Genomic DNA, 24,868 nt, shown 5'->3' on the forward strand with positions numbered 1-24,868 from the left:
TAAAAATGAAATTATTCATCCCTAACTTTGCAAATGAATAAATATTTTTCACTTTTTAATTACTATTTCTGTATAGAGCTCGAATAAGAGAGTAAGCCTCTTAAGATCAGTTTCTAAAGACTTTCTTGTTTTATAGCATTTATCTACTGCCTTATCGAGTTTTTTATATGCTTTTAATTCTACAAACCTAATTTTACCAATAAAAAAAAGGTTGCACAAGACGACTTAAAGTCGCTCATACAACCATGAATATTTACAATCATATGATACAAACGTCCAAAAAGAGACTTCTAAGAGATTTAACCTATTAACGAATGATATTCTTGAGGTTCATTCAACTGAAATGTTTTTAAAAGAGAACAAAAAAGAAAACCATTTATAAGTTCAAAGAACTTATAAATGGTCTCCCCAAAAGCTTAACTGTGTTGTTTAGGAACCCGAAAGTTAGCAATTAGTTTATCATTTTGCAATCCTATCTCCTACAAACCCCGACATATCAGGGATTGCATGATTAGATTACATCATACCGCCCATTCCACCCATACCGCCCATGTCAGGCATGCCGCCGCCAGCGCCTGCTGGTTCTGGCTTGTCTGCGATGACCGCTTCCGTTGTGAGGAACATGGCTGAGACTGATGCTGCGTTTTGAAGCGCTGAGCGCGTCACTTTCGCCGGATCGACGATACCGTGTGCAATCATGTCGACGTACTCGCCAGTTGCGGCGTTGTAGCCGATACCGACTGATTCGTTCTTGAGCTTCTCGACGATGACCGAACCTTCTTCACCCGCGTTTTCCGCGATTTGACGGACCGGTGCTTCGAGGGCACGGAGGACGAGTTTCACACCTGTCGCTTCATCCGCTGTTACTTCTCCGAGCAACGCACGAACGGCTGGGATGACGTTGATGAACGCCGTACCACCACCTGCGACGATACCTTCTTCGACGGCTGCACGTGTCGCGTTGAGCGCGTCTTCGATGCGAAGCTTACGTTCTTTGAGTTCAGTCTCTGTCGCTGCGCCGACTTTGACGACGGCTACGCCGCCTGCGAGTTTCGCGAGACGCTCTTGGAGTTTCTCCCGGTCGAAGTCAGATGACGTCTCTTCGATTTGGTTGCGAATCGTTTGAACGCGTGCTTTGATCGTTGCTTCGTCTCCAGCACCTTCGACGATTGTTGTCGTGTCTTTCGTGACGACGACTTTCGATGCGCGTCCGAGCTGGTTCAGAGATGCCGACTTGAGCTCGAGGCCGAGGTCTTCAGTGATGACTTGGCCGCCTGTGAGCGTCGCGAGGTCTTCGAGCATCGCTTTACGACGATCGCCGAAGCCTGGCGCCTTGACCGCGACCGCGTTGAACGTACCACGGAGCTTGTTCAAGACGAGTGTCGCGAGCGCATCGCCTTCGATGTCTTCTGCGACGATCAAGATTGGTTTCCCTTGTTGCACGACTTGCTCGAGCACTGGGATGATTTCTTGGATGTTCGAGATCTTCTTATCTGTGATCAAGATGAACGGGTTATCGAGCACCGCTTCCATCTTGTCTGAGTCTGAGATCATGTATGGTGAAAGATATCCGCGATCGAACTGCATGCCTTCGACGACGTCGAGTTCAGTCGTGAAGCCGCGTGACTCTTCGATTGTGATGACGCCGTCGTTGCCGACGCGCTCCATCGCTTCGGCGATCAACTCGCCGACTTCTTCGTCCGCTGCCGAGATGGCTGCGACTTGTGCGATTGCTTCTTTCGACTCGATCGGTTTCGAGATTTCTTTCAACTCTTCGAGCGCACGACGGACTGCTTTGTCGATGCCTTTACGAAGGATCATCGGGTTCGCGCCCGCTGTCACGTTCTTCAACCCTTCACGAATCATTGCTTGTGCGAGGACTGTCGCCGTTGTCGTACCGTCCCCTGCGACTTCGTTCGTCTTCGACGCGACTTCGGCGACGAGCTTCGCGCCCATGTTTTCGAAGTGGTCTTCGAGTTCGATTTCTTTCGCGATTGTGACGCCGTCATTCGTGATGAGCGGTGAGCCGAACTTCTTCTCGAGGACGACGTTGCGTCCTTTCGGTCCGATTGTGACTTTTACCGCGTCAGCGAGTGCATCGACACCGCGAAGCATCGCGTGACGTGCGTCTTCTGAGAATTTGATTTCTTTTGCCATTGTTCATTTCCCCCTAAACAAGTTTTTGAAGAATGGTGCTTAGCCTACGATTGCTAGAATGTCGCTCTCGCGAACGATTAAGTATTCTTTACCTTCATGCTTCACTTCGGTACCCGCGTATTTCGAGTAGATGACCAAATCATTTTCTTTGACGTCGAGTGCGATTCGCTCCCCTTGGTCCGTGACGCGGCCAGTGCCGACTGCGAGGACGCGTCCTTGCTGCGGCTTCTCTTTCGCCGTGTCAGGAAGGACGATGCCTCCGATCGTCTTTTCTTCTTTCTCCACGACTTCAATGATGACGCGATCGCCTAGTGGTTTTAACATAGAAAAAACCTCCTCCGAATATGAATGATGTATCGTTGAATCGTAAGTTATTAGCACTCAGTAAAAAGGAGTGCTAACACTGATTAGTGTAGTATGAGATGTCCGAAATTGCAAGAGGGGAACATTGAAAAATTGCTCTTACTCGCGGTCAAGAGACCTTGTTTGATACAATGGTCAAAAGGAACGCTTACTCTTGTGATTAAGGACGTGTTGAATTGGCCACACTAAACTCAAACCAATCGATAAATACCCGTTTTTCGATGGCGCCTAACATTCGAGTTCGGCACATCATCCCGATTCTCTTATACGCCTTCGTGCAGTTTTTCCCTGTACTCATTAGCAAAGTCCGTCCAGAATGGATCACGACGACGGCGACAGGCCTCTGGTTCGCCATCGGCTTCAGCTTGACGATCGTCATCTCGTTCTTCCTGCTCTGGCCAGACTTGAAGCTATATAAACAGCAAGGCATCCAGTCGAACTTGAACGACACGGTCAAATGGATCGGGCTCGGGATTCTCATGCAGTACGGGCTCGTCATCGTCGCCAACTTGATTGAGACGGCCATCACCGGTGAAATGGTCGCCTCGGAGAATACGGAACGAATCGCGGATATTGTCCGACTCGTTCCTGTCATGACGTTATCGGTCGTCTTGCTCGGACCGATTATCGAAGAGATTCTCTTCCGTCATATCCTATTCGGCAACTTGAGCGCCCGGTTCGGCTTCTGGATCGCCTTCGGTGTCAGCTCTGTCTTGTTCGCGCTCATCCATGATGACAACCGTTTCCTCGTGTACGTCGCGATGAGCTTCGCCTTCACGGTCGCCTATGCGAAGACGCGTCGCTTAATCGTTCCGATTGCGATTCATGCGTTCAACAATGCGCTCGTCATGGTCGCCCTATTATTGATGTAGAAATGAGGTGGCACGTATGCCGCGACACTTAAAAATCATGCTGACGTTCAGCTTATCTTTCGGGATCTTGTTCACGGTCCTCGCCTACTACTCGGTACAAGAGTACGGTTTCAGCTTCTGGACGTACTTCATCATCGCCGTAGCCGCGTATGACTTCTTCAAGGTGTATCAAATCTTGACGCTCGCCCGAAAAGCGAAAAAAGAAAAGACCGACAAGTCGGCCTAAAAACATCCCAAGCGACGTCGCTTGGGATGTTTTTATAGTCGGATGGCCTTGGATGAATCAATCATTGCCTCTTCATAAGCGCTACGAATCAATAAGCCTCGAAGCGTCAACAGTGTCCCGAGTACAAGATGGATCGTATCGAGTAGTGGCACTTGCGGCTGATCGAAGAAGAAGACCCCGAAGCTGAACGCGAGCATAAGCGCACCAAAGACGAACATCATCACTTTCGAGTTTGCCGCGTCACGAATGATGGTGGCTTGTCGTTTATCTAATCGTTCTAGTTGTTGTTCATAATACGTCGCGATCGTCACCCCGAATCCGGTGACCGCGCTCATCGCATACTCGCCGTCCCATACACCTAGCCCGAACAACATGGGCCAAATCAGGAGCAACGCGATGAACCACTTTTTCGTGAGTTTCATTTTTCCCCTCTTTTCTTATGATGGAATCCATCGTTTCGCAAAATCAAAATAGCCAAAGATGTCGATACAAACGTCCTTCAACTCGACCGGGAACGGAATCGTTCGCTCCTCGTTATCCAGTGAGATGTCACACCCGAACAAGAAGCTATTTAAAAAAACAGACGGAGTCTCGTATGTGAATTCCGTCTGTTGGCTGTCTGCATTTATGCAGTGCGTTGTTTGACAAAATGACGAATCGTCAACCCCCGATAGACGAACAAGCCACCGAGCGCGACGTACACCGTCTCGATCGTCGGAAGGGTTCGCAGGTTGAACCAAAGCCCGACAATCAAGACGAGCAGGAAAGACAAGACGACGAACGACACCGTCTTCTCGTTCAGCTCGTTCATGATGCTCGTTTTCGACTCGTCGGAAAGTCGCTTCACTTGTTGACTGTTATAGGAATAGACGGTGATCCCGAGACCCGTTACCGCAACGAGCGCGTATTGTTCGAGCCATAGGTCGAGTCCAATCAGCGCCAGCCACATCACGAGTAATCCTTTGAATACGTTCTTATTCATCTTTCGCCTCCCGCTCGTACGTATGGATCTCATTCATCAAAAACAGCCCTTTTGTCGCAAACAAATAGGTCAAAGCGGTCAAGGCAAGATCCTGAGTCGGGATTGTCACCTGCGTCGCACCAAATCCAATCAAATACATCACCACGAACACGAGGATAGCGACGAGCCACGTCTTCTCACTTGAACGCCAAAGTAGACGTTCTTTGACCGAGGTCGCATACTCTCCCGTTTTTAGGCGTTGCTGCCGGTAAAACAACACGCTCGCGATGAGAAACAATAGATACGAAGACACACCAAAAACGGTGCCCGCAATCACCAACCCGATTCCGACGGCGAAGGCCAGCTTCCGTCCGCTCATATCATCCACCTCCTCTCCCCATCTATACGAAGAAGTTTGCGACAAGTTTCGTTCGCTTTGAAAACGCGATTGCCGTACGTTATAGTTGATAGGTTAACTATCAAAAAGGAGAGATACGATGAAGAAAGTACTATTTTCTATCCTCGCTTCCGTCTTTCTTGTCGGTTGTACGGACGCCGATGGGTTGGCCGCATACGAAGAGTATAGTGTGCTCGAGGAGACGATCGACGTCGCAAAGTACGAACCGAAAGTCGAGACCGACAACGATGGCAGCCGCGTCATCCTGTTCTATGAGAATGGACGTGTGGCCTATAAGAGCGTCTACGTGAAAGACGAGCGTCATTTGAAAGTGATCAGCACAGACGATGCGCCGCCCCTTTATAACGGTACGCTATAAGACACAGCCCTCTTCATGCGAAGAGGGCTGTTTTCAATTCTCAAAATGGATCTGCTGCTCGTGTTGAAGGCGATACGTGATCAATTGCTCGCTATCTAACTGCTCATTGAACAGCGATACGGCCGTGATTTGGTTATTGTCATACGTCCGATAATAATAGATGCCATCGTCGACGTTACAGCACGAGGAATAGATGGTGTACTCGTACGTCCCATCCTCCGCCTCGTTCAATCCACGCACTTGGAGTACCGTATCCAACAGTTTGAAAAATTGCCCGACCGCGGACGCCTCGGTCGGTTCACAGACCGAGTTGAATGTGGCGAACGTCGCCCGGACGAATCGCGATGTCGACGATAAGTCACCCGGCAATCCCTGCCCGCCCAATCCGAGACAATAGGCATCGAGGTTCAATGTCGGTGCGAACGTATTGGCCGGCAGCTTAGTCGAGATGTGCCGATAATCGTTCAGATTGAACAACTGATATTCGAACGACGGATTGTTCGTCAAGACCCCGACCGGATTGTCGTACACGCGTAGCCCGTCCGCCATCGGCTCGACGACAATTGACGTATCCTTGTCGGCGATGATCCAGTGCAGCGGGTGAAGCGGGAGCGCTTCGCTGAAGTTGAGATTGACCAGATGAATCGTCGCCAGTCGTTCTTTCACTTCCTCGATTGTCGCACACTGCCCGAGGATCCACGGGATGAACTCGAACGGGGAAACGTTGTCGCGTCCGTCGACTTCCGGCTTGAACACGGCATTGTCCGGGAAGTTCAGCCCCGCCATGCTCAGTCCTTTCTCATTCGTCGCTTCATAATAGAGCGGATAGCCTTTCACAACGGTCGCCATCCCGATCAGCGCATAATGGTCGGTGTACTCCCCCATCCGTCTGAAGTTGAACGGATAATGTCGAGGCGTGATTGTCACTTGTTCGTGATAGGACACGTTCAGGTCTAAGTTTCTGCCGAAGTAGTGGGCGTGCGGCGCATACGTGATTGCGGTACACATAATTAGACTCCTTCCATTCCAATGCAGACAGTAACAACACTCTTTGGTCTATTCACGTTATGCGATGACTTAAACCACAGTCCCTCACACAGAAAAGACCGGTCAGGCTTTCGCCTCACCGGTCTTCATGTCCCTCTGTATGCTTTTGGAGACTTCTTCTATAACACGATAAACCCGACCGTCAACAGTCCGTACATGAAACCGAGCACGATGACACTGATGGCGATCGTTTTATACTGCGGGTACTTATGTAAGACGACCGCCCCTGCGATGACGTGGATGAACGCGACGATGAACGTCAAAATGGCAAAACCCATAGCTGTCTTCCTTCCTGACCAATCGTTTTCTAGAAAATCCTCAATACTCACAAACCCATTCTATCAAAGATTACTTGAAAGACCGAGACGAATTCGCCTCGGTCTGTTTTAAAAACTATTCTCTTTCAAGTAGAACGCGAAGTTCCGGTGCTTCCGCTCTTTCGTCGCATAATGAATCCATAACCAGGCGAGCGACTCGAGCTCACGCGCCAGTTTCAAGTGTCTGAGCGTATGGGCGTCAAAGCCGATTTTCGAAGCGAGGTCTTGGACGGCCCGCACCGACTCCTGCTCGTCCCCAGCGATGAACATCATCGACATGTTCGGGTTCTCCAAGTTTTCGACCCCGGTCTGATTGAACGCCTTGACGATACGGACGTGTGGGGCGAGCTCTTGCAGGTGCTCGGCCCCAGATTTCCCTTCCGGCCGCTCGATCGCGTTAAACTCTTTGGCGATCGGATTCGTCACGTCGATGACGATCTTGTCGTCTAAATCACGTAGCGACTGAACTAAGTCGACCGCGGCCGCGAACGGCGTCGTCAACAATAAAACCTGCGCATTCGACGCCACGTCTTGGAGCGACATCGTCCCCTCGCGCTCCGAACGCGTCCCATATAACACTTCATACCCGACGTCCTCGAACTTGCGACCGAGCGTCCGGCCGACTTTCCCGGCCCCCAATATCCCAATCTTCATAAACAACTCCCCTTTACAATTCTTCGTCTGTCCGTGTCACCGTCCCACCGAGTTCGGCGGCGAGCCCGTCGAGCACCGAATGGTCAAACTCTTCCCCAATGCCCATCACACCTGTCTGTCCCGGCTCGATGTTGCCGACAGTCCGTTTGAACGTTTCTTGAATGCTTTGGACGTGCTTCAAATCTTTCGTCCCACCGATGAGTCCGCCCGTGAGCGTCCCGAACAAGATTCCGAACGGTCCTCCGAGAATCCCGACCGCCATCCCGATCAAGGCACCTTTCGTGGACTTGTTCGTCGGTGTCAGTTGGACGGCGTCCTCGAACGAGAACGCCCCATTGTCCTCACGCTTGATGACGACGAGCTGTTCGAACCCGATCAGCCCTTCGGCGTGATACTTCTTCAACTTACTGAACGCTTGATACGAGACCGACTCCTCTGGAAACGTGAACGTGACGATGTGGTACGACTGCTTTTCCTTCTTCGCCATATCGGCTCCTCCTTTGACAGGACCAGGTGACACATACTTTCTCTTACCCTTCCCCGGCTTCAGGCGAAAAAAAACCTCATCCGATGACCGGAAAGAAACGGGACGAATGACACTTGATATGGTAAAATTTTCATATCACAATGAAGATAGGAGCCACGCTCATGCAACGCACGCTTCGAAAATCCGTAACCGACCGCTCACTGTCTGGTGTCTGCGGTGGCATCGCCGAATACTTCGGCTTGTCCTCGCTCGGTGTCCGTCTGCTGTTCCTCATCATGCCTGGGAACGTCCTCGTCTATATCATCTTGGCGAACTCGATGAAGGACGCTCCACGCTATCTATAAAAAAACTCGGAAGCCGCGGCTCCCGAGTTTTTTAAGCATTTACTTTGTCTTTCATTGCCGCGAGCGCCCCACTGTTGATGAAGTGCCATGGCTTGTTGTAGTGCGGTTGGAAGAAGAAGTCGACGTAAGCGAGCTCTTCGACCGTCATCTCGTTTTGGATCGCGAGCGACAACGTGTTCACTGCTTGCGTCATATCCGCTTTCGAGAGCACTTGTCCGCCGACGACGCGATGTGTGTCGACCTCATAGACGAGTTTGAACTGGACTTTTTCAGCCGTCGGCATGAACTCCGGACGGTATGCGTCTTCGACGACGACGCTCTCGACGTCGAGACCGAACAGGCCGGCCGCTTCTTCCGTGAGACCTGACGAGGCGATATTCCAATCATAGAGACGAAGACCTGACGTCCCTTGTGTCCCTTGATAGCGGACGCGCGGCGTCACGAGGTTCTCGGCGACGAGCGTGCCCATGCGGACCGCGTTTGTCGCGAGCGGGATGTAGGCGTGCGTGCGCGCCGGGTTGTAGTAGACGGCACAGCTGTCCCCTGCTGCGAAGACGTCCGGGTTGCTCGTACGCATATATTCGTCGACGATGATCGCACCGTTGCCGAGCATGTCGACTTGGCCTTCAAGCAGTCCCGTATTCGGGCGGAAACCGACGCAGAGGATGACGAGGTCGGCCTCGAACTCACCTTTGTCCGTCACGACGTGTGTGACGTTGCCATCTGTCCCACGGAACGCTTCGACCGTCTGGCCGAGCTCGAGGTCGATGCCGCGTGACGTCATGTCCGCTTCAAGTTGGTCCGTGAACGACTTGTCGAGATACTTATTCAAGATGCGGTCGGCGCTATCAATGAACGTGACGTGTTTGCCGTATACTTCGAACGCCTCGACGAGCTCGACACCGATATAGCCGGCGCCGATGACGGCGATGTTCGTCGCATCCGTCGCCCGTTCGATGATGCGCTGGGCGTGCGCATAGTTTTTACAAAGTTCGATGCCATCCATCTCGATGCCCGGGAGCGTCGGGACGATCGGCCATGAACCTGTCGTCACAACCAAACGGTCGAACGTGTCATGCACATCTTCCCCCGTATCGAGATTTTTCGCGTGAATCGTCTTCGCCTCGGTGTCGATGTTCAACACGTCGTGCTTCATGCGCATCAATGCACCGAGCTCTTCAAGTTCACGTGGTGACGAGTAAAACAGTTCCTCGGCCCGTTGGACGACGCCGCCGACGTGGAGCGCAATCCCACACGAAAGGAAGCTGACGTTGTCGTTCCGCTCATAAACGGTGATTTCAAGATTGTCATGCTTGGCGAGTAGTCCTTTGACAGCTGCTGTTCCTGCGTGTGTACATCCGATGACTGCGATTTTCATATGGTAGTCTCTCCTTTGAGTGGTTGGCAAGTTTATGATTGTGATAAATGTCACATTCAATACCTAAACTTAGTGTACTATTTCACAAGGATGTTTGACAATGACTATGCTCAGTTTTTCACGTAATTATGTCAAAAGTTTGAACAGGCCTTGTGACACAAAAAAGACCACCCTAAGGATAGGATAGTCACGACTCGAGTCGCCGCTGTTGAAACCAAAGGTACGTGGCGACGAAAATATAGATGATGAGCCCGGAGGCGTATAGACTAAATCCAACCAAACTCCACCCCATCCCGTCCCAGCCTCGGATGAAGACGAGACCGATGAGGAACAGCGTGTAGCCGACTCCCGTAATCAGGAGCGGGAGCGTCAGTCTTCGTTTATGTGACGAACGTAAAAAGTGAAGCGCACCGATGAGAAGCGCCGTCGTCAAGATGCCGACCGCGATGAGCGCGTCCCCGTAATATTCCCACATGACCTATCCTCCCCGATTTGTTGATGGTCCCCTTATCTTACCACGGCGATGTCACACTTACTCGTTCAAAAAAAACACCGCGTCCAAGAACGCGATGCTCACTTCTCATTCATTTGCTTCATCAAATCCATCTGTTCTTTCACCATCGCTTCTTTCTCCCGGCGAAGTACGCCCCGATACGTGATGCGTGAGATCGATAAACTGATCTCATACAAGAAGAAGAGCGGCAGCGACACCATTAGGTGCGACGTCAAGTCCGGCGGTGTGATGAACGCGGCGACGACGAACAAGGCGAAATAGGCATACTTTCGAATCGATGACAGGAAATACGGTGTCACGACGCCGATTCGCGTCAAGAACATCGTCACGACCGGCAACTGGAACAACAGACCGAACGGAATCGTCAGTTGTAACAAGAACGTGAAGTAGTTCGAGGCTCCGATGATTTGCGTCAGCCCGAGGTCTTGCCCGAGATCTGTCGAGATGTCGAGGACGAGCGGGAACAGCCAATAATAGGCGAACGCGAGACCGACGAGGAACAAGATAAAGATGATCGGGATGTAGGCGAGCGTCCCTTTCCGCTCGTTCGGATGCAGACCAGGTGCGACGAAAGCCCACAGTTGATACAGTAGAAACGGACTGGCCGCGACGAGACCGATGACGAGCGCCAAATTCAAGTAAATCATGAGCGGGTCCGCGACCCCAAAGGCGTTCAGTTCTAGTCCTCGTTCAACGAGGTCCGCCTGTAGATAGGCGAGCACGTATTTGACACTCGGCAAAGCGATCAAAAAGAAGGCAAAGACGACAAATGCCGACAGCATCAGTCGTCTCCGCAGCTCTGTCAAGTGATCGGACAACGCCCGCTCTTGATCAGTTTCATGGTTCATGATTACTGTTCTTTCTTCTCAGAGTCTTTCTTGTCGTTCTCGTCATGCTCTTTCATCATGCCGTTCGTGGCATTTTTGAACTCGCGGAGCGTCTGTCCGGCGGCACGGCCGAACTCAGGCAATTTCTTCGGTCCGAAGATGATGAGCGCGATGATGGCGATGATGAGCAAACTCACGCCACCCGGCATCCCGACGACGGGTGATGATAATAGAAATTCCATTATTGATGGACCCCCTCAGCAGATGGATAATGTTGCATAAAGTAAATGAGCGACTGGAGTTCGATCGACAAGTCGATATGATGGACGCGGACCGTATCCGGCACCGTCAAACGCGCCGGCGTGAAGTTCAAAATCCCTTTGATGCCAAAGCGGACCAAGTCATCGGCGACCGACTGCGCGTATGCGGACGGGACCGTGAGAATGGCGACATCGATTTTGTTTTGCTTCATGATCTGTTCCATCTCATCGACGTGATGAATCGGGACACCGGACATCGTCGTGCCGACTTTTGTCTCGTCTGCGTCGAACCCGACGACGATATGTGTGTTATTGTTTTTAAGGAAGTTATAGTTGACGAAAGCTGTCCCGAGATGACCGACACCGACCAAGGCGACGTTCGTGATTTCGTCCTGGTTTAACGTCTTTCGGAAAAAGTCTAACAGATACTGCACGTTATAGCCATATCCCTTTTTACCGAGTGCACCGAAGTAAGAGAAGTCGCGACGAATCGTCGCCGAATCGACTTTGACCGCCTCACTCAGTTCGGCAGAAGAGACACGTTGTTTGCCTGACGAATGCAGGCTTTGGATAAATCGATAGTATAGTGGCAACCGTTTGGCTGTCGCTTGCGGAATCTTTGGTTCGTTTTGACTCAACGGAAAGAGCCTCCTTTTTACGACGCGTTTCAAACGAATCTGATTTCATACACCTTGATTGTAAACGAATTCACATAAGCACTCAACGAATATACCTGAAAAGACTAAAAAATACAGTATACTAAATACAGAGAAAGGGGTTTTTTCACTTGATCCTATTGCAAGTCAACAACCTGTCAAAATCATTCGGCGTCGAGCCGATTTTAGAGAACGTCAAACTTGAGATTCAAGAAGGGGAGCGCGTCGCCCTCGTCGGCCGAAACGGCGCCGGCAAATCGACGCTCCTCAAAGTCATCGCCGGGGAATATAACTATGACTCAGGCGACATCATGAAACCGAAAGATGTGACGATCGGTTACCTCGCCCAAGACTCAGGGTTAGAATCGAACGAGACGATTTGGAACGAGATGCTCACCGTCTTCTCCGATTTGATCGAACAAGAACAGACGCTTCGGCGGATGGAGCAAGACATGGGCTCGGAGCGCATCTTGAACGACGCGGACGCCTATGAACGTCTCCTCGCCGCGTATGACGAGGAACAGCACACGTTCAAAGACCGGGGCGGCTATCAATATGAAGCGACGATTCGCTCCGTCCTCCACGGGATGCGCTTCTATCCGGACGACTTCGAACGTCAAATCGACACGCTCTCAGGTGGTCAACGGACCCGTCTCGCCTTGGCGAAGATGCTTCTGCAAAGCCCGGACCTCCTCATCTTGGATGAGCCGACGAACCATTTGGACATCGAGACGCTCGCCTGGCTCGAGAAGTACTTGAGCGGCTATAAAGGCGCCGTCCTCATCGTCTCCCACGACCGCTACTTCCTCGACCGGGTCGTCTCGGTCGTCTATGAGCTGTCACGCCACCGGAGCCGCCGCTTCGTCGGGAACTATACGAAGTACCTTGAACAAAAAGCAGCCATCTACGAACAAGAGAAGAAGCAGTTCGAGTCACAGCAAGAAGAGATCGCCAAGATGCAAGACTTCATCCAACGGAACATCGCCCGGGCGACGACGACGAAACGCGCCCAAAGCGTCCGGAAACGTCTCGAGAAAGTCGACCGGATGGACGCGCCGGACGGTGACGAGCGCAGTGCCGTCCTCTCGTTCACGATCAAGCGCCAAAGCGGGAACGACGTGTTGAGCGGCAGTGACCTCGCCATCGGATATGAGGAACCGATCGCTCAAAACCTCCGCTTCCAACTGCAGCGTGGCGAATCGGTCGCCCTCGTCGGCCCGAACGGGGTCGGCAAGTCGACGCTCTTGAAAGTGTTGACGAAACAACAGCCGGCACTCACCGGTGACATCCGTTACGGCACCGGCGTCGAGATCGGCTATTACGACCAGGAGCAACAGAACTTGTCCGATAAAAACCGCGTCATCGACGAGATTTGGAACGACTGGCCGCTCATGCGCGAGCAAGACGTGCGCAGCCTGCTCGGTCAGTTCCTCTTCAGCGGCGACGACGTCATGAAACGCGTCCACGAGCTGTCAGGCGGCGAACGGGCCCGGTTGACGCTCGCGAAATTAAAGCTCGAACAGCCGAACTTGCTCATCTTGGATGAGCCGACGAACCACTTGGACCTCGACTCGAAGATGATCCTCGAGAACGCACTCCTCGACTATCCCGGCACGATTCTCTTCGTCTCGCACGACCGGTACTTCATCGACCGGCTCGCCACGCGCGTCTTAGAGATCACACCGACCGGCATCGACGAGTATCTCGGCGACTACTCGTATTACGTCGAGAAGAAAGAAGAACTCGAGGAGCTCGCCCGCCTCGCCCTCGCCGAGACGAAACAAGTCGTCGTCAAAAAACAGCGGGCCGATAAAGAACAACAACGTGAAGAACGTAGGATGAAGCAACGGATCGAAGAGATCGAGCTCACAATCGAACAGCACGAGGCGCGCCTCGAAGAGATTGAACAGCTTCTTTGCGAACCGGACGTCTTCAACGACTTCGCCCGGGCTCAAGAACTGTCGACCGAGTCCGATGCGACGAAAGAATCGATCACGGCACTGTATGCGGAATGGGAGGAGCTCCATTCATGATGCGGTCCCGTGCGCTGCGGATCGACTGGCTTCACGCGTTTTTGACCGGTCTTGCCTTCATCGTGCCGACCGGGACCGAATACGTGTCCGAGCTCATCCGCGGAGAGTCTACCGTCGTGCCGACGATCTTGTTTTACTTCCTTCCGGTCGTCATCGGCTTCATCGTCCAAACGTGGAGCGGCATCTTCATCAGTCTCCTGAGTGGATTGCTCATGAGCACGCTCTTCATCCGCCTCGTCGTCTGGCCGGTCGATGTGACCGTGCATAGTTTTTATGCGCCCGGGTCGGTCTGGTTCCACTTTTACCAAACGACCCTGTTCATGTGGGTGCTCGCTTTTCTCGTCTTCGCGGTCAGCCGCCTCAACACGTGGCATCGTGAGAAGTATCGTCGCCCTAAATCCTCAGACACCATGTCCTCATGAAATCGGACGTGGTGTTTTTTTATTCAACCATTGACAATGAGAATCATTTTCATTTAAGGTTGTCTTGAGGTGATAATCATGACGATTTTGATTGCATACGTGAGCATGTCCGGTAACACAGAAGACATCGCCCACTTGTTACAACATACATTGACCACGGCAGGATATACGGTAGTGGTGTCGGACGATTTAGAGTCACTTCCCGTCGATTCGCTATTGGAATACGATGGCGTCCTATTCGGCGCCTACACATGGGGTGACGGTGATGTACCGTACGAGGCGGAAGGTTTTGTAGACGATTTATATGACGCGGACTTAGACGCACTACCTTGTGCGGCGTTTGGTTCTGGTGATACCGATTACCCGAAATATTGTGCTGCCGTCGACACGATTGAAGACGCACTTCGATCCGCGAGCGGGATGATCGCCGCTCCCTCTTTGAAGATTGAGTTTGACCCGAACACCGAAGCGAAACTTGAGGCGTGTGTCTCGTTCGCAACCACATTTATGGAACGACTCGAAAAACACAAAAAAGTTCAGCCCCTCGGCTGAACTTTTTTGTTAGAAATAACGCAACGGTTGGAACCCGCGCGTATGGAAATCGAGTTTCGTGCCGTCTTCCGTGATGAAGAAGACATATTCGTTCGTATCGACGTCACGGACGAACACTTTGTAAAACGTCATCGTCTCTTCACGGTTCGTCACATAACGTGCCTCGTGGGTCGAGATGACTTGGGCGAACAACTGTTGTTCATCGAACTCGGTGACGAGCGTGTCAAACATGGCCGCCTCTTCCTCGGTCGCTTCACGTCCCGGGAAAATCTCATAGTACGCATCGCTCGCTTTCGGCTGAACGCCTAAATTGCGATCGACGACGATGACGCTTTCGATGTCTTGGTCATCCATGTTCTTGTAGCCGTACAACGCCTCGACGAGTGTGTTCTCCCCTGTGACCCGGCTGATACCTTCGAGCGACTCGGCGCCTGTGAGCGAGCGCACGCGTGTCGCTTCCGGTACGATCTCTTCTTGATAAGCGATATTATAGGCGCGGATGATCTCTCGTACTTGCAAGAACGTCGCGACGACGAGCAGTACGACGAGCCCTCCAATGATGATGCGTTTCGTCATGTCTCTATTTCCCCCTAGACTGTCATGCTCTCTTCTAAGGATAACCCAGGAACCGCATTCATCGCTAGTGTATCGCGCTTTCCGCGCACATACGCGTGATGCGCCGCCACACCGATCATGCCGGCGTTGTCCCCGCAAAGCTCGAGCGGTGGGATGACGAGGCGGATGCCTTCTTGATCGGTCGCTGCTTGTAGCGCGGCCCGAAGCCCACGGTTCGCCGCGACCCCACCGGCGACGAGGAGCTGGTTCGCGCCTTTCTCTTTCACGGCACGAATCGCTTTCTCGACGAGCACCTCGACGACGCTCGCTTGGAAGCTCGCTGCCAAGTTTTCGGGGATCACCGTCTCGCCCCGTTGCTCAGCGTTATGGACGGCGTTGATGACCGACGACTTGAGACCGCTGAAACTGAAATCGAAACTGCCCGGTTCGAGCCGGACGCGCGGAAACTTGTACGTGTCTTCCCCGGCGGCTGCCAACCGGTCGATGGCCGGACCACCCGGATAAGGCAAACTGAGCGTCCGGGCGACTTTGTCGTACGCCTCACCGGCCGCGTCGTCGCGCGTCTCACCGATGACTTCGAACACGCCGTGCTCCGGCATATAGACGAGCTCCGTGTGACCGCCCGATACGACGAGACAGACGAGCGGGAAGTCCATCTCTTCGACGAGTTCATTCGCGTAAATGTGACCCGCGATATGATGAACGCCGATGAGCGGCTTACTGTGGGCAAAGGCGAGCGCTTTTGCGGCGCTGATGCCGACGAGGAGCGCACCGACGAGTCCCGGTCCTTGCGTGACCGCTACGGCGTCAACGTCTTGCATCGTCACGCCCGCTTCACTGAGCGCGTCATCGATGACATATGTGATCCGTTCGACGTGATGGCGCGAGGCGACCTCGGGCACGACCCCGCCGAACCGTTTATGGCTTTCAATCTGCGACGAGACGACGTTTGACAGGAGCGTCTTGCCGTCACGCACGAGGGCGACGGACGTCTCGTCACAACTCGACTCGATCGCAAGGATGAGTGATGTGTTCATTCGGTTTCACTTCCTAACTTCGCCCAATAAATAAAGGCGTCTTCGTTATTGTCTTGATAGTAACGTTTCCGTCGCCCGGCACACTCAAAGCCGAACTGCTCATACAGTTTCTGGGCCCCGATGTTCGAGACACGTACTTCGAGTGTGAGGGCGTCCAGTGACTTGCTACGGGCAAAGGCGACGAGCTCGGTGAGCAACCGATTCCCGATACCCTGCCCCCGATATTCAGGTAAGACGGCGATATTCGTGATGTGTCCTTCATCGACGATTTGCCACACACCGACGAAACCGATGACGCGACGCTCGTGCACGGCAACGAAATAAATCGCTTGTTCGTTTCGGAGCATCTCGTTCATGAACGCATCTTTCGTCCACGGAATGGCGAACGAGGCCTCCTCGACGGCAGTCACTTCTTCGACATCAAGCCATGTCATCCGACGAATTTTGATGTCAGCCATTGTTTTGTCCCTCGAGCCACTTCGCCTCCGCCTCAGCAAGACGAAGGTACTCCGGCTCAAACGCATGCACGTCACGCGTCTCTTCACCTAATGCGACGAGATCGCTCGCGCGTCCATACCGATGGGCAGCTGGAGCTTCTATATATGAATAGTTCGATAAGACGTCTCGGAACGGTTCAACGTCACCGACGACGACAAATTCCCCCTCAATATGTGTGTCCAGCCATGCCTCCACTGACGCATGGGCGTCCGAAGTGAGCGGCTCGTTTTGTTGATAATGTCCGATATAGGCGTTCCCACGTCGGGCATCGATGAGCGACACGACGGGAAGATCGGTGTTCGGGGCTGCCGCCATGAGACGGAGTGCCGAGACGCCGATGAGCGGGATTTGAAGCGTATAAGCGAGCGTCTTTGCTGTCGTCACCCCGATGCGGATGCCCGTGTATGAGCCAGGTCCGGTCGTCACGACGATGCGCTCGAGCTCTGTCGGCGTCCATTTGACGGCAACCATGAGCTGCTCAATCATCGGCATGAGCGTGACGGCATGATTCTTCGATACCATGACCGTCGTCTCGGCTTGAATCGTTCCTTGCTCGCTAAGCGCGACAGACAGACGTGTCGTCGATGTATCGATCATCAACTGCTTCATGCGAGCACCTCCTTGACGAGCGTCTCATACGCCTCTCCGATTGGGGCGAACGTCAGTTGACGCTCCTCGTCCCCGATTCGCTCGATCGTGATGGCGAGCCGTTCTACCGGAAGCGAAGATTCGATCAAATCCGACCATTCGACGATGGCGACGCCATCGCCGTCGATGTATTCCTCAAGCCCGATATCGTCCCCTGTGTCCTCGAGACGATACACGTCCATATGATAAAGCGGCAAGCGTCCTTGATATTGTTTCATGATCGTGAACGTCGGGCTGTTGACGTTGCGTTTCACGCCGAGTCCTTTGCCGAACCCTTGCGTGAACGTCGTTTTACCGGCGCCGAGGTCTCCGTTCAATGTTATGACCGTCCCAGCTTTGACAAGCGTGGCGAGCTTTTCCGCCACCGCCTGCGTCTCTGCCGCGGAATGGGTAATCAATGTATACATGAATGTTTCTCCTTTAGTAGTTGTCGCGATACGTCCTCATTGTACACTCCATTTTACGCAAAAAAAAACACGAAACGTTATCGTTTCGCTATCTCATTTAAAAATTGGTTGCGGGGGCTGGATTTGAACCAACGACCTTCGGGTTATGAGCCCGACGAGCTACCAGACTGCTCCACCCCGCGACGACATATGAAATTAAATAAAAATTGGTTGCGGGGGCTGGATTTGAACCAACGACCTTTGGGTTATGAGCCCAACGAGCTACCAGACTGCTCCACCCCGCGATAATATGAATTCTTTCGACATCCTCTATAATAAGCGAAGTAGTTATAATATGCAACCTTTTTCTCTATGTTTTTTGTGATTTGGATTCGGGAACAATTAAAGGAGTGTAATCCAACAGAGAAAAGGAGCGCGACCGACATGTCGAAATGGGGAAACCGGTTTAAAAAATGGTTCTTTTCTGAGCTAGATGCGTCCGTCTATTTCCATACTGTTCCGTTCGTCCCAAGACAGACCGTTCACGGAACACTTCGCGTAATGAATCCGACCTCAAAAGTGATCCGGCTACATGAATTGACGCTCAACTTCCTCACGACGTTCAAAGATATCACGCTCGAGGGGAACGAGTTCAACCGTGAGGCTGACCTTCAAGAAGTACCGATCGCTTTGTCAGCCATACTTGAACCAGGGGCGGAAGAACATATCCCGTTCACGTTCGACTTGACGATGTATGCCCCTTCGACTGCCGGTGCCCCTTACAGTGTCGAAGCGACCGTGTGGGACAAGGACGGCAAACGGATTTGGTTCGACGTGATCGAGAACGTCGAAGTCGAGCCGTTACCTGAGCTTAAACGGTTACTCGAAGCGACCGAGCATGCCGGTCTCGAGCTCATGTTCGTCCGCAACGTCATCGATCCGCTCGGCGAAGAGCGGCCGTATCCGTTCGTCGAAAAGTACGGTTTCAAACCTGTCAGCGACTGGGCCGATGAGTTCGAGGTCGTGAAATCGTTTTGGCGTATCGACGAGGACGGGGTCGACGTCTATTACTGGCTCGATAATATCGAGAAACAACGGACGCTCGATTCGATCGCCAACGATGTCGTCTTGCGTCATCGCTCACTCACGTGGGATCAACTCGAGCGCGAGCAAGACCGACTCGGGCTCGGGATTCAAGAGACGTTACGCAGCCACCGCTCTTCATGAGCGGTGGTTTTCAATTTCCCATTCGTCCCCACTCGTGTTCACGATCATCTGGAACTTCTCTCGGTGTGGATGCATGAACTGCTCATATTGAAGTCGGCGCTCTTCATGAGACGCTTTCAAATAGTCGAGAGCCATTCCACGCTCTTGAATGTCTCGTACCGACCGTCGTAAAAACTCGGTCTCGCTGTCGCTATATAAGTAAATGGAAACGTCCCTTGCATCCGGTTCGAGGAAAGCCACGCTCATCCCTTCGATGATGGTGACTGGTTTCTCTGGGGCGATCCACGTTCGCTCGAGATAAGGCACATCAATCGTATAAAAGCCGATTCCTTCACGAATCATGCGGACATCGCGTTCGAGCGACAGCAAATGGTGCGCCGCTGGGTGACAAGCCGTCATCTTATAACGATGCGCTACCCCATCGACCGAGTAATCGAGGATTGCGCTTTTCCGTAACGTCGAGTCGGCGATATATGGATCAGTATTCAAATAATTCACTTCTTCGAGGCGTTCCATCAATGCGTGTGCAAGCGTCGTCTTTCCCGCGCCGCCATGTCCAGTAATCAAAATGATGCACTTCTCCCTCTGCCGTATGCTCGAGACGATCTGTTCAATCCATTCGTTCATAGGCTCCTCCTTTTGATACACTTGTATATATAGAAAGGAAGTGTATCAATCTGATGTCGACTTGTCCATTTTGTCATCCACATGATGATCCCGCGCAATCCATCGTCGCCGAGAACGAGACGTGCTACTTTTTGATGCATGAACGTGAACAAGATGTCCTCGTCGGCTCTGGTGTGATTGTACCGAAACAGCACCGGACGACGACGTTTGACTTAACGCCGGACGAATGGCGAGATACATATGAGTTATTGCACGAAGCGAAACGGTTGCTAGATGCAACACATCGCCCAGATGGATACACACTCGGCTGGAACGTTGGGGAAGCCTCTAATCAGACCGTGCCACACGCTCATTTTCATGTCATCCCTCGTTATGAGGCAGGGCCGCACGCCGGGAAAGGGTTGCGCCATTGGTTGAAGCGACCTGAATAAGCGAAGCAGCTCATCGCGTGACGATGAGCTGCTTTCGTTTGTCTTCCGTCTGCTCACGCTGTCGTTCTAAGCGTTCGACTTGTCGTGTCATGCTCTCGATAAGTTTGGCGATCTCACGATCGAGGCCGTTCACTTTGTCGAGCGAGTCGTTGATTCGTCCATGCATCGTCCATTCGGAGAAGATGTCATCGAGGAAGTAATCCGCGAACTGAATGAGCGATCCCCGCTCGATGTGTAAGCCACTGACGACTTCTTTTACGTCAGCGAGTTCTCGTGAGAAACGTTCGAGTGCGGATTGAAGTTCATGCATCGTCCGTTCGGAGGCGTCGATGGCGTCATGTTTCATCGCCGTCGCAATCAAACCACCTCCGAAGAACGTGTCATATGTCGACCACCCTTTCGCACTATCAAGATGCTTGAGCGTCTTCGAGATTGCGGCACGGGCCGACCGTCCTGCGACGATGGCTTCATTGTATTCCACCAACGCCTCACTTATTTTCGCCTGGTCATTCGTGAGACGATACAACGTTTCTATGACGTCAGGATCTTGTTTTAGGCGAGCCTCTTTCGCTTCCAAAAACCTTTCCCATTCCGTATCGATGTTTGCATAAGCCTCAAACGTCTCACGAAGATCGCGACGCTCAAGCTCTAACTCATCGATCATCTTCTCGTGTTCCCGTAACTTCAATTCGGCTCGGGCCGCCTCTTCCAATTCGATCGTCTTTTGTTCATTGAACGTCCCGCGAAACTTACGCCACGCATTGACGAGCGAGAACACCTCTAAATCATATACGTCACGCTGCTCTTTCGTGAACGAGTTGAGCAGTTGCTTTCTTACCGTTTCATGTTCCGCAATCTGTTTATCGAGTCTTTTAAGCTTGCGGGCAAGTCGATCTCGTTCGGAGAGACGTTGTTGTAAGTCGAGTTGTAATTGATGCACATTACTCATAACGCTTCACTCCTCCACTTTCTTTTTGATATTGCTCTAACAAAGCTTTAACGTCCATTCCATTAATGGTCAGGCCATCAATTGATGAATTCTCAATTTGTACCCCGTCAAGACGACAGTTAGTAAAAATCGTGTTCATTAGGTCTGTATGGGAAAACGTCGTCGTCCGTCCCGTTTCGTACATGGTGACGAAACGATATTCTGAGCCGGATAGATTCAAATCATCGAACTGGGTTTCTCTGAAATTTATGTTGCGGAACTGACTATTCATAAAATTGCAGTTGCTCGCCCGAAGTTTTGAGACGTTACTATTCGTGATCGCAATTTGGCTCGCATCCATTCCATAAGCTTGAGCACCTTTTACAGAACACTCCTCATAGCGCAATATACTATCATCACTTTTTTGCTTCACTCGTTTGACGAAGCAAACTTCTTCGGCTGACTCAAAAATAGATTGATAACCAACCGCTCGATAAAATGCGACATTGTTAACTTGAGCTGTCGATGTCTCTAATTCCCAAATCCGCACAGTCGGGTGAAACACCTCGATTAGCTTTAGAGCACGCTTCCCTATCCCTTGGCCCTGTTTCTCTGGATGGATAAAGATTCGGTCAATCCGACCGTACTCTTCTCCTGTCAACGTAATGACGGCTCCCCCAACTACTTGTCCTTCAAGCTCGATGACATAACATGTCAATTGTTCAATTAAATACAGGCTCATCGCCTCGTTATCATATCCGGGTGGTTCAACATTCAAGTCTCGGTACTGCAATTGGAGACGGTCTGCCTCTTGTTTAAAACTTGCTCGCGAAACCTCAGTAAAGGTTGTCTTGTCCGAGGCTCTAGCTTCACGGATGTGCATGATAATTCCCCCTCAGTCTTTCATACGCAATAAAAGATTCAAAGGTTTCGAGAAAGACAAAAGAGGACGACTGAGCGTTTGCTCAATCGTCCTCTAGGTTGGCCTAGCAACGTCCTATCCTCACAGGGGGAGACCCCCAACTACTTTCGGCGCTGAAGTACTTAACTTCCGTGTTCGGCATGGGAACGGGTGTGACCACTTCGCTATCGCCACTAGACAATTATTATATTAGCATATAATCTACGAATTGACAACCATTTTGAACAGAATTCATAAGAAAAACGACCGAGCGTTATGCTCGATCGTCTCATGTTGCCTGGCAACGTCCTATCCTCACAGGGGGAGACCCCCAACTACTTTCGGCGCTGAAGCGCTTAACTTCCGTGTTCGGCATGGGAACGGGTGTGGCCGCTTCGCTATCGCCACCAGACAAAGAAAATATCAACATCGTCCTTCGGACGTGTCAATCACCTTCAGGGTTTGTTCCCTGAAAACTGAAGTTCATCAATTGTCAAACCATAGACTAGATCAAAGCCTCGACCGATTAGTATCATTCAGCTCCACGTGTCACCACGCTTCCACCCATGACCTATCTACCTCATCGTCTCTGAGGGGTCTTTCTTGATTGCTCAAAGGGAAATCTCATCTCGGAGGGGGCTTCATGCTTAGATGCTTTCAGCACTTATCCCGTCCGCACGTAGCTACCCAGCGATGCTCCTGGCGGAACAACTGGTACACCAGCGGTGCGTCCATCCCGGTCCTCTCGTACTAAGGACAGCTCTCCTCAAATTTCCTGCGCCCACGACGGATAGGGACCGAACTGTCTCACGACGTTCTGAACCCAGCTCGCGTACCGCTTTAATGGGCGAACAGCCCAACCCTTGGGACCTACTCCAGCCCCAGGATGCGATGAGCCGACATCGAGGTGCCAAACCTCCCCGTCGATGTGGACTCTTGGGGGAGATCAGCCTGTTATCCCCAGGGTAGCTTTTATCCGTTGAGCGATGGCCCTTCCATGCGGAACCACCGGATCACTAAGCCCGACTTTCGTCCCTGCTCGACTTGTAGGTCTCGCAGTCAAGCTCCCTTCTGCCTTTGCACTCTTCGAATGATTTCCAACCATTCTGAGGGAACCTTTGGGCGCCTCCGTTACTGTTTAGGAGGCGACCGCCCCAGTCAAACTACCCACCTGACACGGTCCTCCAGCCGGATCACGGCTGCGAGTTAGAGACTCTATACGCAAAGGGTGGTATCCCAAGGGTGTCTCCACCGAAGCTGGCGCTCCGGCTTCACAAACTCCCACCTATCCTGTACATCGCGTACAAAGCCTCAATATCAGGCTGTAGTAAAGCTCCATGGGGTCTTTCCGTCCTGTCGCGGGTAACCTGCATCTTCACAGGTACTATGATTTCACCGGGTCTCTCGTTGAGACAGTGCCCAAATCGTTACGCCTTTCGTGCGGGTCGGAACTTACCCGACAAGGAATTTCGCTACCTTAGGACCGTTATAGTTACGGCCGCCGTTTACTGGGGCTTCGGTTCAGTGCTTCTCTTGCGATGACACATCCCCTTAACCTTCCAGCACCGGGCAGGCGTCAGCCCCTATACTTCATCTTGCGATTTAGCAGAGACCTGTGTTTTTGCTAAACAGTCGTTTGGGCCTATTCACTGCGGCTTATGTTGCCATAAGCGTCCCTTCTCCCGAAGTTACGGGACCATTTTGCCGAGTTCCTTAACGAGAGTTATCCCGCGCGTCTTAGAATTCTCATCTCGCCTACCTGTGTCGGTTTACGGTACTGGCGCCGACCTCCTTACTAGAGGCTTTTCTTGGCAGCGTGAAATCCGGTACTTCGCCCTACGGGCTCCACGTCACAGCTCAACCTTGTGTGCCGGGCGGATTTGCCAACCCGACGGCCTCGCTGCTTGTCCGTGCACTTCCAGTCGCACGGTTACCTTATCCTTCTGCGTCCCCCCATCGTTCAAACGGTGGTACGGCGGTACAGGAATATCAACCTGTTGTCCATCGCCTACGCCTTTCGGCCTCGGCTTAGGTCCAGACTAACCCTGAGCGGACGAGCCTTCCTCAGGAAACCTTGGGCTTTCGACGGAGGGGATTCTCACCCCTCTTTTCGCTACTCACACCGGCATTCTCACTTCCAAGCGCTCCACGGCTCCTCACGATACCGCTTCACTGCTGCTTGGAACGCTCTCCTACCATCCCTTACGGGATCCATAGCTTCGGTGGTATGTTTAGCCCCGTTACATTTTCGGCGCGGCGTCACTCGACTAGTGAGCTATTACGCACTCTTTGAATGGTGGCTGCTTCTAAGCCAACATCCTAGTTGTCTGTGCAACGCCACATCCTTTTCCACTTAACATACACTTGGGGACCTTAGCTGATGGTCTGGGCTGTTTCCCTCTCGACTACGGATCTTATCACTCGCAGTCTGACTCCCGAGTACAAGTCACTGGCATTCGGAGTTTGACTGAATTCGGTAACCCTGTGGGGGCCCCTAGTCCAATCAGTGCTCTACCTCCAGAACTCTTCACCTCGAGGCTAGCCCTAAAGCTATTTCGGAGAGAACCAGCTATCTCCAGGTTCGATTGGCATTTCACCGCTACCCACACCTCATCCCCGCACTTTTCAACGTGCGTGGGTTCGGACCTCCAGTCAGTGTTACCTGACCTTCATCCTGGACATGGGTAGATCACCTGGTTTCGGGTCTACGACGACGGACTGATGCGCCCTATTCAGACTCGCTTTCGCTGCGGCTCCGCCTTT

Annotated in this window: 32 protein-coding genes, 2 tRNA genes and 3 rRNA genes (1 of these 37 running past the window's edge); 9 read left to right on the plus strand and 28 right to left on the minus strand. The window is 52.2% G+C overall.

Features of this window, described 5'->3' with window-relative positions; translation table 11 throughout:
* Positions 1–48 precede the first annotated feature (48 nt).
* The 3 genes from P398_RS17160 to groES form a co-directional block, all read right to left on the minus strand.
* Complete coding sequence (locus P398_RS17160) at positions 49–219, minus strand: type IIL restriction-modification enzyme MmeI (RefSeq protein ID WP_368656327.1); 171 nt, start codon at positions 217–219, stop codon at positions 49–51.
* A gap of 297 nt (positions 220–516) precedes the next feature.
* Positions 517–2,157 (minus strand): chaperonin GroEL, encoded by a 1,641-nt coding sequence (gene groL / locus P398_RS0100555; RefSeq protein ID WP_029333737.1) that lies wholly within the window; start codon positions 2,155–2,157, stop codon positions 517–519.
* A gap of 39 nt (positions 2,158–2,196) precedes the next feature.
* Positions 2,197–2,481, minus strand: a complete 285-nt coding sequence (gene groES, locus P398_RS0100560; protein ID WP_021065365.1) for a co-chaperone GroES — start codon at positions 2,479–2,481, stop codon at positions 2,197–2,199.
* A 260-nt stretch (positions 2,482–2,741) separates the two neighbouring features.
* Here groES and P398_RS0100565 point away from each other — a divergent pair, with 260 nt between their 5' ends.
* Positions 2,742–3,392, plus strand: a complete 651-nt coding sequence (locus P398_RS0100565; RefSeq protein WP_029333738.1) for a CPBP family intramembrane glutamic endopeptidase — start codon at positions 2,742–2,744, stop codon at positions 3,390–3,392.
* 16 nt (positions 3,393–3,408) lie between these two features.
* The gene (locus tag P398_RS0100570; protein WP_029333739.1) at positions 3,409–3,618 is read left to right on the plus strand and encodes a YdiK family protein; all 210 of its coding nucleotides are present in this window, start codon (positions 3,409–3,411) and stop codon (positions 3,616–3,618) included.
* Between the two features lie 32 nt (positions 3,619–3,650).
* On the opposite strand, the gene P398_RS0100575 is transcribed toward P398_RS0100570, so the two are convergent.
* The 3 genes from P398_RS0100575 to P398_RS0100585 all read right to left on the minus strand — a co-directional run bounded on the left by P398_RS0100575 (position 3,651) and on the right by P398_RS0100585 (position 4,958).
* The gene (locus P398_RS0100575; protein ID WP_029333740.1) at positions 3,651–4,040 is read right to left on the minus strand and encodes a hypothetical protein; all 390 of its coding nucleotides are present in this window, start codon (positions 4,038–4,040) and stop codon (positions 3,651–3,653) included.
* A gap of 203 nt (positions 4,041–4,243) precedes the next feature.
* Positions 4,244–4,600: a hypothetical protein gene (locus tag P398_RS0100580; protein ID WP_029333741.1), complete on the minus strand. Its 357-nt coding sequence runs from the start codon at positions 4,598–4,600 to the stop codon at positions 4,244–4,246.
* Positions 4,593–4,958, minus strand: coding sequence for a hypothetical protein (locus P398_RS0100585; protein WP_029333742.1), 366 nt, complete (start codon positions 4,956–4,958; stop codon positions 4,593–4,595). Before P398_RS0100585 ends, P398_RS0100580 begins: the two co-directional genes overlap by 8 nt.
* 118 nt (positions 4,959–5,076) lie before the next feature.
* Here P398_RS0100585 and P398_RS0100590 point away from each other — a divergent pair, with 118 nt between their 5' ends.
* Positions 5,077–5,355: a hypothetical protein gene (locus tag P398_RS0100590; protein ID WP_024372062.1), complete on the plus strand. Its 279-nt coding sequence runs from the start codon at positions 5,077–5,079 to the stop codon at positions 5,353–5,355.
* A 33-nt stretch (positions 5,356–5,388) separates the two neighbouring features.
* On the opposite strand, the gene bsh is transcribed toward P398_RS0100590, so the two are convergent.
* The 4 genes from bsh to P398_RS0100610 all read right to left on the minus strand — a co-directional run bounded on the left by bsh (position 5,389) and on the right by P398_RS0100610 (position 7,860).
* Positions 5,389–6,363 carry a choloylglycine hydrolase gene (gene bsh, locus P398_RS0100595; RefSeq protein WP_029333743.1) on the minus strand — a complete coding sequence of 325 codons (975 nt, stop codon included), beginning with the start codon at positions 6,361–6,363 and terminating at the stop codon, positions 5,389–5,391.
* 158 nt (positions 6,364–6,521) lie between these two features.
* Entirely contained in the window at positions 6,522–6,680 is a 159-nt protein-coding gene (locus P398_RS16915; RefSeq protein ID WP_024372064.1) for a hypothetical protein, read from the minus strand.
* A 108-nt stretch (positions 6,681–6,788) separates the two neighbouring features.
* The gene (locus tag P398_RS0100605) at positions 6,789–7,373 is read right to left on the minus strand and encodes an NADPH-dependent F420 reductase (RefSeq protein ID WP_029333744.1); all 585 of its coding nucleotides are present in this window, start codon (positions 7,371–7,373) and stop codon (positions 6,789–6,791) included.
* A gap of 13 nt (positions 7,374–7,386) precedes the next feature.
* Positions 7,387–7,860: a hypothetical protein gene (locus tag P398_RS0100610; RefSeq protein ID WP_024372066.1), complete on the minus strand. Its 474-nt coding sequence runs from the start codon at positions 7,858–7,860 to the stop codon at positions 7,387–7,389.
* A gap of 161 nt (positions 7,861–8,021) precedes the next feature.
* On the opposite strand from P398_RS0100610, the gene P398_RS0100615 reads away from it, so the two are divergent.
* The gene (locus P398_RS0100615; RefSeq protein WP_029333745.1) at positions 8,022–8,204 is read left to right on the plus strand and encodes a PspC domain-containing protein; all 183 of its coding nucleotides are present in this window, start codon (positions 8,022–8,024) and stop codon (positions 8,202–8,204) included.
* A 31-nt stretch (positions 8,205–8,235) separates the two neighbouring features.
* Here the strand turns inward: P398_RS0100615 and P398_RS0100620 are convergent, their stop codons facing one another.
* The 5 genes from P398_RS0100620 to P398_RS0100640 form a co-directional block, all read right to left on the minus strand.
* A complete protein-coding gene (locus P398_RS0100620) occupies positions 8,236–9,582 on the minus strand; it encodes an FAD-dependent oxidoreductase (protein ID WP_024372072.1) in 1,347 nt (448 codons plus the stop codon).
* A gap of 187 nt (positions 9,583–9,769) precedes the next feature.
* Positions 9,770–10,057, minus strand: coding sequence for a YesK family protein (locus P398_RS0100625; protein ID WP_029333746.1), 288 nt, complete (start codon positions 10,055–10,057; stop codon positions 9,770–9,772).
* Positions 10,058–10,155: 98 nt separating this feature from the next.
* On the minus strand, positions 10,156–10,944 hold the full coding sequence (tatC, locus tag P398_RS0100630; protein ID WP_024372074.1) for a twin-arginine translocase subunit TatC: 789 nt from the start codon (positions 10,942–10,944) through the stop codon (positions 10,156–10,158).
* A 2-nt stretch (positions 10,945–10,946) separates the two neighbouring features.
* Positions 10,947–11,165 (minus strand): twin-arginine translocase TatA/TatE family subunit, encoded by a 219-nt coding sequence (tatA, locus tag P398_RS0100635; RefSeq protein WP_024372075.1) that lies wholly within the window; start codon positions 11,163–11,165, stop codon positions 10,947–10,949.
* Positions 11,165–11,821, minus strand: a complete 657-nt coding sequence (locus tag P398_RS0100640) for a redox-sensing transcriptional repressor Rex (RefSeq protein WP_024372076.1) — start codon at positions 11,819–11,821, stop codon at positions 11,165–11,167. Before P398_RS0100640 ends, tatA begins: the two co-directional genes overlap by 1 nt.
* A 149-nt stretch (positions 11,822–11,970) precedes the next feature.
* Between P398_RS0100640 and P398_RS0100645 the strand changes: the two genes are divergently transcribed.
* From P398_RS0100645 to P398_RS0100655, 3 genes are all read left to right on the plus strand, one after another.
* Entirely contained in the window at positions 11,971–13,872 is a 1,902-nt protein-coding gene (locus tag P398_RS0100645; RefSeq protein ID WP_024372077.1) for an ABC-F family ATP-binding cassette domain-containing protein, read from the plus strand.
* On the plus strand, positions 13,869–14,294 hold the full coding sequence (locus P398_RS0100650) for a hypothetical protein (RefSeq protein WP_024372078.1): 426 nt from the start codon (positions 13,869–13,871) through the stop codon (positions 14,292–14,294). Before P398_RS0100645 ends, P398_RS0100650 begins: the two co-directional genes overlap by 4 nt.
* Before the next feature lie 78 nt (positions 14,295–14,372).
* Positions 14,373–14,846, plus strand: coding sequence for a flavodoxin domain-containing protein (locus P398_RS0100655; RefSeq protein ID WP_029333747.1), 474 nt, complete (start codon positions 14,373–14,375; stop codon positions 14,844–14,846).
* 9 nt (positions 14,847–14,855) lie between these two features.
* Here P398_RS0100655 and P398_RS0100660 read toward each other — a convergent pair whose 3' ends face one another.
* The 7 genes from P398_RS0100660 to P398_RS0100690 form a co-directional block, all read right to left on the minus strand.
* Positions 14,856–15,422 (minus strand): hypothetical protein, encoded by a 567-nt coding sequence (locus P398_RS0100660; RefSeq protein ID WP_024372080.1) that lies wholly within the window; start codon positions 15,420–15,422, stop codon positions 14,856–14,858.
* A gap of 14 nt (positions 15,423–15,436) precedes the next feature.
* Entirely contained in the window at positions 15,437–16,459 is a 1,023-nt protein-coding gene (tsaD, locus tag P398_RS0100665; RefSeq protein ID WP_029333748.1) for a tRNA (adenosine(37)-N6)-threonylcarbamoyltransferase complex transferase subunit TsaD, read from the minus strand.
* Positions 16,456–16,917, minus strand: coding sequence for a ribosomal protein S18-alanine N-acetyltransferase (rimI, locus tag P398_RS0100670; protein WP_024372082.1), 462 nt, complete (start codon positions 16,915–16,917; stop codon positions 16,456–16,458). The genes tsaD and rimI overlap by 4 nt, the downstream gene beginning before the upstream one ends.
* Positions 16,910–17,566 (minus strand): tRNA (adenosine(37)-N6)-threonylcarbamoyltransferase complex dimerization subunit type 1 TsaB, encoded by a 657-nt coding sequence (gene tsaB, locus P398_RS0100675; protein WP_024372083.1) that lies wholly within the window; start codon positions 17,564–17,566, stop codon positions 16,910–16,912. Before tsaB ends, rimI begins: the two co-directional genes overlap by 8 nt.
* On the minus strand, positions 17,563–18,012 hold the full coding sequence (tsaE, locus tag P398_RS0100680; RefSeq protein ID WP_024372084.1) for a tRNA (adenosine(37)-N6)-threonylcarbamoyltransferase complex ATPase subunit type 1 TsaE: 450 nt from the start codon (positions 18,010–18,012) through the stop codon (positions 17,563–17,565). The genes tsaB and tsaE overlap by 4 nt, the downstream gene beginning before the upstream one ends.
* Before the next feature lie 105 nt (positions 18,013–18,117).
* Positions 18,118–18,194: transfer RNA gene (locus P398_RS0100685), tRNA-Met, on the minus strand.
* Positions 18,195–18,219: 25 nt separating this feature from the next.
* Positions 18,220–18,296: transfer RNA gene (locus tag P398_RS0100690), tRNA-Met, on the minus strand.
* A gap of 139 nt (positions 18,297–18,435) precedes the next feature.
* Between P398_RS0100690 and P398_RS0100695 the strand changes: the two genes are divergently transcribed.
* On the plus strand, positions 18,436–19,218 hold the full coding sequence (locus P398_RS0100695; protein WP_029333749.1) for a sporulation protein: 783 nt from the start codon (positions 18,436–18,438) through the stop codon (positions 19,216–19,218).
* Here the strand turns inward: P398_RS0100695 and P398_RS0100700 are convergent.
* The gene (locus P398_RS0100700; protein WP_029333750.1) at positions 19,213–19,845 is read right to left on the minus strand and encodes a uridine kinase family protein; all 633 of its coding nucleotides are present in this window, start codon (positions 19,843–19,845) and stop codon (positions 19,213–19,215) included. The genes P398_RS0100695 and P398_RS0100700 overlap by 6 nt on opposite strands.
* Before the next feature lie 53 nt (positions 19,846–19,898).
* On the opposite strand from P398_RS0100700, the gene P398_RS0100705 reads away from it, so the two are divergent.
* Positions 19,899–20,276 (plus strand): HIT family protein, encoded by a 378-nt coding sequence (locus tag P398_RS0100705; protein WP_029333751.1) that lies wholly within the window; start codon positions 19,899–19,901, stop codon positions 20,274–20,276.
* Positions 20,277–20,286: 10 nt separating this feature from the next.
* On the opposite strand, the gene P398_RS0100710 is transcribed toward P398_RS0100705, so the two are convergent.
* From P398_RS0100710 to P398_RS0100730, 5 genes are all read right to left on the minus strand, one after another.
* Positions 20,287–21,225, minus strand: coding sequence for a coiled-coil domain-containing protein (locus P398_RS0100710; protein ID WP_029333752.1), 939 nt, complete (start codon positions 21,223–21,225; stop codon positions 20,287–20,289).
* On the minus strand, positions 21,218–22,087 hold the full coding sequence (locus P398_RS0100715) for a GNAT family N-acetyltransferase (protein ID WP_051638835.1): 870 nt from the start codon (positions 22,085–22,087) through the stop codon (positions 21,218–21,220). Before P398_RS0100715 ends, P398_RS0100710 begins: the two co-directional genes overlap by 8 nt.
* A 101-nt stretch (positions 22,088–22,188) precedes the next feature.
* Positions 22,189–22,304: ribosomal RNA gene (gene rrf, locus P398_RS0100720) — 5S ribosomal RNA — on the minus strand.
* A gap of 97 nt (positions 22,305–22,401) precedes the next feature.
* Positions 22,402–22,517, minus strand: a 5S ribosomal RNA gene (gene rrf, locus P398_RS0100725).
* 94 nt (positions 22,518–22,611) lie between these two features.
* Positions 22,612–24,868: ribosomal RNA gene (locus P398_RS0100730) — 23S ribosomal RNA — on the minus strand; it runs 657 nt beyond the window's last position.

The sequence above is a fragment of the Exiguobacterium aurantiacum DSM 6208 genome (assembly GCF_000702585.1).
Taxonomy (GTDB): Bacteria; Bacillota; Bacilli; order Exiguobacteriales; family Exiguobacteriaceae; genus Exiguobacterium; species Exiguobacterium aurantiacum.